General features: G+C 67.7%; 4 protein-coding genes and 2 rRNA genes (1 of these 6 only partly in view). 5 read left to right on the top strand and 1 reads right to left on the bottom strand.

The window, feature by feature from the left end; translation table 11 throughout:
- From ACJ9NR_RS09055 to ACJ9NR_RS09040, 4 genes are all read left to right on the top strand, one after another.
- Positions 1 to 2,285 (top strand): 23S ribosomal RNA (locus ACJ9NR_RS09055) (it extends 835 nt beyond the left edge of the window).
- A 104-nt stretch (positions 2,286 to 2,389) separates the two neighbouring features.
- A 5S ribosomal RNA gene (gene rrf, locus ACJ9NR_RS09050) occupies positions 2,390 to 2,506 on the top strand.
- 158 nt (positions 2,507 to 2,664) lie between these two features.
- On the top strand, positions 2,665 to 3,837 hold the full coding sequence (locus ACJ9NR_RS09045) for a hypothetical protein (protein ID WP_412491719.1): 1,173 nt from the start codon (positions 2,665 to 2,667) through the stop codon (positions 3,835 to 3,837).
- On the top strand, positions 3,729 to 4,553 hold the full coding sequence (locus tag ACJ9NR_RS09040; protein WP_412491718.1) for a hypothetical protein: 825 nt from the start codon (positions 3,729 to 3,731) through the stop codon (positions 4,551 to 4,553). Before ACJ9NR_RS09045 ends, ACJ9NR_RS09040 begins: the two co-directional genes overlap by 109 nt.
- A gap of 118 nt (positions 4,554 to 4,671) precedes the next feature.
- On the opposite strand, the gene ACJ9NR_RS09035 is transcribed toward ACJ9NR_RS09040, so the two are convergent.
- Positions 4,672 to 5,964, bottom strand: a complete 1,293-nt coding sequence (locus ACJ9NR_RS09035; protein ID WP_412491717.1) for a DUF1015 domain-containing protein — start codon at positions 5,962 to 5,964, stop codon at positions 4,672 to 4,674.
- 72 nt (positions 5,965 to 6,036) lie between these two features.
- On the opposite strand from ACJ9NR_RS09035, the gene ACJ9NR_RS09030 reads away from it, so the two are divergent.
- Entirely contained in the window at positions 6,037 to 7,065 is a 1,029-nt protein-coding gene (locus ACJ9NR_RS09030; RefSeq protein WP_412491716.1) for an HAD hydrolase-like protein, read from the top strand.
- The last annotated feature ends 214 nt before the right edge of the window (positions 7,066 to 7,279 follow it).

Below are 7,279 nucleotides of genomic sequence, written 5' to 3'. Positions count from 1 at the left end.
GAACCCACCAGGGTTGAAAACCTGGGGGATGACCTGTGGTTAGGGGTGAAAGGCCAATCAAACTCCGTGATAGCTGGTTCTCCCCGAAATGCATTTAGGTGCAGCGTCGTGTGTTTCTTGCCGGAGGTAGAGCACTGGATAGGCGATGGGCCCTACCGGGTTACTGACCTTAGCCAAACTCCGAATGCCGGTAAGTGAGAGCGCGGCAGTGAGACTGTGGGGGATAAGCTCCATGGTCGAGAGGGAAACAGCCCAGAGCATCGACTAAGGCCCCTAAGCGTACGCTAAGTGGGAAAGGATGTGGAGTCGCAGAGACAACCAGGAGGTTGGCTTAGAAGCAGCCACCCTTGAAAGAGTGCGTAATAGCTCACTGGTCTAGTGATTCCGCGCCGACAATGTAGCGGGGCTCAAGCGTACCGCCGAAGTCGTGTCATTGCAGCATGAGGGTCAACGCCCGCTGTGATGGGTAGGGGAGCGTCGTGTGCCGGGTGAAGCAGCACCGGAAGGTAGTTGTGGACGGTTCACGAGTGAGAATGCAGGCATGAGTAGCGATTCACACGTGAGAAACGTGTGCGCCGATTGACTAAGGGTTCCTGGGTCAAGCTGATCTGCCCAGGGTAAGTCGGGACCTAAGGCGAGGCCGACAGGCGTAGTCGATGGATAACCGGTTGATATTCCGGTACCCGCTGTGAAGCGTCAAACATCGAGCATCGTGATGCTAAGGCCGTGAAGCCGCCCCGGAGCCTTCGGGCGAAGGGGAGTGGTGGAGCCGCCGGACCAAGCGGTTAGTAGGTGAGTGATGGGGTGACGCAGGAAGGTAGTCCAGCCCGGGCGGTGGTTGTCCCGGGGTAAGGGTGTAGGCCGCAAGGTAGGTAAATCCGCCTTGCATACGGCTGAGACCTGATGCCGAGCCGATTGTGGTGAAGTGGATGATCCTATGCTGTCGAGAAAAGCCTCTAGCGAGTTTCATGGCGGCCCGTACCCTAAACCGACTCAGGTGGTCTGGTAGAGAATACCGAGGCGTTCGGGTGAACTATGGTTAAGGAACTCGGCAAAATGCCCCCGTAACTTCGGGAGAAGGGGGGCCACACCTGGTGACGAGTCTTGCACTCCGAGCTGGGGGTGGCCGCAGAGACCAGCGAGAAGCGACTGTTTACTAAAAACACAGGTCCGTGCGAAGCCGTAAGGCGATGTATACGGACTGACGCCTGCCCGGTGCTGGAACGTTAAGGGGACCGGTTAGTCCGATTTCGGTCGGGCGAAGCTGAGAACTTAAGCGCCAGTAAACGGCGGTGGTAACTATAACCATCCTAAGGTAGCGAAATTCCTTGTCGGGTAAGTTCCGACCTGCACGAATGGCGTAACGACTTCTCGACTGTCTCAACCATAGGCCCGGTGAAATTGCACTACGAGTAAAGATGCTCGTTTCGCGCAGCAGGACGGAAAGACCCCGGGACCTTTACTACAGTTTGATATTGGTGTTCGGTTCGGCTTGTGTAGGATAGCTGGGAGACTTTGAGACGCGGACGCCAGTTCGTGTGGAGTCGTCGTTGAAATACCAGTCTGGTCGTGCTGGATGTCTAACCTGGGTCCGTGATCCGGATCAGGGACAGTGTCTGATGGGTAGTTTAACTGGGGCGGTTGCCTCCTAAAGGGTAACGGAGGCGCCCAAAGGTTCCCTCAGCCTGGTTGGCAATCAGGTGTTGAGTGTAAGTGCACAAGGGAGCTTGACTGTGAGACCGACGGGTCGAGCAGGGACGAAAGTCGGGACTAGTGATCCGGCGGTGGCTTGTGGAAGCGCCGTCGCTCAACGGATAAAAGGTACCCCGGGGATAACAGGCTGATCTTCCCCAAGAGTCCATATCGACGGGATGGTTTGGCACCTCGATGTCGGCTCGTCGCATCCTGGGGCTGGAGTCGGTCCCAAGGGTTGGGCTGTTCGCCCATTAAAGCGGTACGCGAGCTGGGTTTAGAACGTCGTGAGACAGTTCGGTCCCTATCCGCTGTGCGCGTAGGAGTCTTGAGAAGGGCTGTCCCTAGTACGAGAGGACCGGGACGGACGAACCTCTGGTGTGCCAGTTGTTCTGCCAAGGGCATGGCTGGTTGGCTACGTTCGGGAGGGATAACCGCTGAAAGCATCTAAGCGGGAAGCCTGCTTCGAGATGAGGACTCCCACCTCTATAAGAGGGTAAGGCTCCCAGTAGACGACTGGGTTGATAGGCCGGATCTGGAAGCCAGGTGACTGGTGGAGGTGACCGGTACTAATAGGCCGAGGGCTTGTCCTCAGTTGCTCGCGTCCACTGTGTTTGTTCTGAGGCAACGACCGTTGCCGGCTTTGAGCAGAACGCATAATTGAAGAGTGTGCTTGTTCGCTCGAAACCATTAGGGTTTCGGTGGTTACAGCGTGAGGGAAACGCCCGGTTACATTCCGAACCCGGAAGCTAAGCCTTACAGCGCCGATGGTACTGCAGGGGGGACCCTGTGGGAGAGTAGGACGCCGCCGAACAATCTTTGGAAGGACCCCTGGTCCCAGCGTTCAGCTGGGACCAGGGGTCCTTTCGTTTTTTACAATGCTTGCGGTACCTAAGACAGGAGTCACCATGTCCACCAACTCTCCCGACGACCGACCGGAGCGCGACCAGCGGCGACGGGACAGTGGGGACCGTGGCGAGCGCGGCGGCTACCGCGGCAACCGCGGTGGTTTCCGCCGCGACGACCGTCGTGACGACAATCGGCGGGACGACAACCGAGGTGGTGGGTACGGCCGGCGTGAGGATCGGCGCGAAGGCGACCGCGGTGGCCGCCCGGCGTTCCAGCGTGACGACCGGGACCGCGGTCCGCGTCGGGACGACCGTGACCGCGACCGTGGTTTCCGCCGCGACGACCGCTCTGACCGGCCGTCCTTCCGCCGCGACGACCGCCGCGACGACCGCCGCGACGACCGCCGCGACGACCGCCGGGACGATCGTGGCGAGCGTCGTGATGCCGACCGAGGTGGCTTCCGGCGCGACGACACCCGTGGTGGCGGCTATGGCCGTAGGGACGATCGCCGTGGCGGGTACGACCGTGGCGGCAACGATCGCCGCGATGACCGAGGCGACCGCGGTGGTTTTCGTCGTGACGACCGTCGTGACGATCGGCGCGATGACCGTCCGTCGTACCGCCGCGATGACCGGGACGACCGCGGTGACCGTCCGTCGTATCGCCGTGACGACCGGCGCGACGACCGTGCTCCCCGCCCGTCCTTCCGTCGTGACGACCGCCGTGACGACCGTGCTCCCCGCCCGTCCTTCCGCCGTGACGACCGGCGCGATGATCGCCGGGACGACCGCGGTGACCGTCCGTCGTATCGCCGGGACGACCGCCGGGACGACCGTGGTGACCGTCCGTCGCATCGCCGGGACGACCGCCGAGACGACCGCGGTGACCGACCGCCGTACCGCCGAGACGACCGCAGGGACGACCGTGGTGAGCGTCGGGACGGCGAGCGTGGTGGCTACGGCCCCGGTCGGCGTGACGACAACCGGGGTGAGCGCGGTGGGTTCCGCGGGCGTGATGAACGGGGTGGACGCGGTGGGGCTCGGCGTGACGACCGCGGTGGGCGTCCCGGTGGTTTGCGGGGACGTGACGACCGGCGCGGCGGCGGTGGCGGTCGGTTCCGTGACGAGCGGCCCAGGGAGCGGGATCGCGACCGGGACCGGGACCGGGACCGGGAGCCGATCAAGCGGTTGCCCATCCCCGAGGACGTCACCGGTGACGAGATCGACAAGGACGTGCGGCAGGAGCTGCAGAGCCTGCCGAAGACGCTGGCGGAGGACGTCGCCAAGAACCTGGTGATGGTCGCCCGGCTCATCGACGAGGATCCCGAGGGCGCCTACGCCTACTCCCGGGTGGCGCTCCGGCTGGCGTCGCGCGTGGCCGCCGTACGTGAGGCGGCCGGGTTCGCCGCGTACGCGAACCAGAAGTACTCCGAGGCGCTGGCCGAGTTCCGGGCCGCGCGGCGTATGACCGGCACCGTGGACCTGTGGCCCGTGATGGCCGACTGCGAGCGTGGGCTCGGACGGCCGGAGAAGGCGCTGGACATGGCTGGCGCGCCCGAGGTGCAGAAGCTGGACAAGGCCGGGCAGGTCGAGATGCGGCTCGTCGCGGCCGGCGCACGGCGCGACATGGAGCAGCTGGACGCCGCCATCGTCACGCTGCAGAGTCCCGAGCTGGCCTCGAACTCCGTGCAGCCGTGGACCGCGCGGCTGCGGTACGCGTATGCCGACGCTCTGCTCGCCGCCGGTCGCGAGGGCGAGGCGCGCGACTGGTTCGCGAAGGCCGTCGAGGCCGACCGGGACGGCAGCACGGACGCCTCGGACCGGCTCGCCGAGCTGGACGGCGTGGAGTTCGTGGACGCTTTCGACGCGTCCGACGACAGCGCGGAGGACGATGAGATCGACAGCGGCGACAGCGGCGACAGCGGCGTCGGCGGCGACAGCGGCGTCGGCGGCATTGACGGCGCGGACGCCGAGGAGGACGCCGGCGCCGAGGCGGGCGACGACAAGGACTGATCCTTAGTGCTGTGAAGGGGCGGGGCCATGCGGTCCCGCCCCTTTCCTGGGCCCCGCCCTTTCGTGGGTCCCGTCGCTTTCGGGTTCGTGTGCCGGGGTCCGGCGCACCGGACCGGGGTCAGAGGTCCAGCGTGCGCAGCACCAGTCCCGATGCCGGCTTCGGGCCGAACGACGTCGACTTGCGGGGCATCGTCACGCCCTGACGGGCCAGGTCCCGGACGACCTCCTCGCGGACCGGGTGCAGCAGGACGGCCGTACCGCCGTCGCGTTCCGCCTTCTCGACGGTGGCGGCCGCGTCGTGGATGTAGGCGATGCGGGCGGGGTCGTCCTCGGGGATGCCCCAGACATGGGCCAGGAGCGTGGCGTGCAGGACCGTCGCGTCCAGGGTGCGCCAGGCGACGGGGCGGTCGACGGGGACGGTACGGGCCAGGAGGTCCGGGTCCGGGCGGTCGACGAGGTGGAAGGCGCCGTCGCCGGCCAGCAGGAACGCGTTGCCGGCGCAGGCGCTGTCCGCCAGGGCCGCCAGGGCGTCCGGGAGCGGCACCGGCAGGTGCCGGACGCGGAAGCGGCCCTCCAGGGCGGCGAGCGCGTCGGCGACCGGCAGCCCGTGCAGGAGGCGGTGGATGGAGCGGACGCGCAACGGGTAGCGCGCCGTGTCGACGAGGAGGACGAGGCCGTAGTCCCAGGGGCTCGGCGAGCCGTGCTCCATACGCAGCCGGCGATAGGTGGCCCAGCGGTGGTGGCCGTCGGCGATCAGGGCCTGGTGCTGGGCGAGGTCGGACCGGACGCGTTCGAGGTCGGCCGGGTCGGTGATGGACCACAGGCGGTGGCTGTAGCCGTCCTCGGTGGTGGTGGCGAGGAGCGGGGGGCGGCCGGCGACGTCTTCCACGAGCTCGCTCGCGGCCGACGGCGTGCCGTTGCCGCGGTAGGTCAGGAGCAGGGGTTCGAGGTTGGCGGAGGTGGCCCGCATCAGGTCCGCGCGGTCGGCGACCACGTGCGGCATGACGTCCTCGTGCGGCAGCACCACGCCCTCCGACGGGTCCGAGACACGCAGGGCGCCGATGATGCCCCGCTGGAGCAGGCCGTCGCCGTCGTGTTGCTCGTAGACGTAGAGGCCGGGTTCGGGATCGGCGGCCAGGACGCCGTCGGACAGCCAGCGGCGCAGGGTGTCGGACGCCTGCTCGTTGCGCGCGCCGGCCGTCGGGGCCTGCGGCAGGATCAGGCGGACGATGTTGTACGGGTCCGCGGACTGGAGGTGGTGCAGGCCGTCGGGTCGTACGACGACGTCGTACGGCGGCGATGTCACGGCGGCCAGGCTGCCGACCCGGTCCGGGTCGTAACGAAGGCCTCGGAACGGGGTGAGTTCCAGGCCCCGGCGCGCCGTCGCTTCCGAGTGACCTGCTGAGTTCATCCCGGCATCGTACGTGTGTCAGAGGCGTGAGGGATGATCGGGGGAGAGCCGTCGATCGAGGAGCGATGTGGAATGAGCCAGAGCGTCAGGACGAGGCCGGAGGGCAGTGGCCGGGCCCTGAGCGAGGCGTACGACACGGCGCTGCTCGATCTGGACGGGGTGGTGTACGCGGGCGGCCACGCCATCGCGCACGCCGTCGAATCGCTGGCGACGGCCCGGGGCGGTGGGATGCGTCTGGCGTACGTCACCAACAACGCCCTGCGTACGCCGGACACGGTGGCCGACCATCTGACGGAGCTGGGGATCCCGACCGGCGCCGCGGACGTCATCACCTCCGCGCAGGCGGTCGCGCGGCTGATCAGCGAGCAGGTGCCCGCGGGGGCCCGGGTGCTGGTGATCGGGGGCGAGGGGCTGCGGGTCGCCCTGCGGGAGCGGGGACTGGAGCCCGTGGAGTCGGCGGAGGACGATCCGGCGGCGGTGGTGCAGGGATTCGGCGGGCCCGAGCTGCGGTGGGGGCGGTTCGCCGAGGCGTGCTACGCCATCGCGCGCGGGGTGCCGTGGTACGCCTCCAACACCGACCTGACGATTCCCAGCGGTCGCGGGATCGCGCCCGGCAACGGCGCGGCGGTGGAGGTGGTGCGGATAGCGACCGGCGCCGAACCGCAGGTCGCGGGCAAGCCGTTGCCGCCCATGCACCGGGAGACGATCCTGCGGACGGGCGCCGAGCGGCCGCTGGTGGTCGGGGACCGGCTGGACACGGACATCGAGGGCGCGTTCAACGGCGAGGTGGACTCGCTGCTCGTCCTGACCGGCGTCACCGACGGCGCGAAGCTGCTGGCCGCACCGCCCCGGCACCGGCCGACGTACGTCGACGCCGATCTGCGCGGCATGCTGGCGGGACAGCCGGAGGTGACCGGAGCGCAGGACGGCTTCCGGTGCGGCGGCTGGACGGCCACGGCGACCTCGGACCGGTTGGAACTGGACGGTGACGGCACGCCCCTGGACGGCCTGCGGGCACTGTGCGCGGCTGCCTGGACCGCTGCCGGTGAGGGCGAGTGCCGGCTGGATGCGGGGAAGGCGCTGGCGCGGCTGGAGTTGTGAACCGGGGGTTGGGTGAGACGCCGGGCAGGTGCGAGGCCGGGGAGGTCAGCTGCCGGCCAGGTGAGGGATCGGGGAGGTCAGCCGCCGGGCAGGTGAGGGGTCGGGGAGGTCAGCTGCCGGCCAGGTGAGGGATCGGGAGGTCAGTCGCCGGGCAGGTGCGAGGTCGGGGAGGTCGGTCGCCGGACAGGTGAGGGGGGCGGGCAGGTGAGTGGCC

The sequence above is a fragment of the Streptomyces sediminimaris genome, assembly GCF_047049295.1.
GTDB classification, from domain to species: Bacteria; Actinomycetota; Actinomycetes; order Streptomycetales; family Streptomycetaceae; genus Streptomyces; species Streptomyces sediminimaris.
This window is presented reverse-complemented; position numbering and strand designations above follow the sequence as displayed.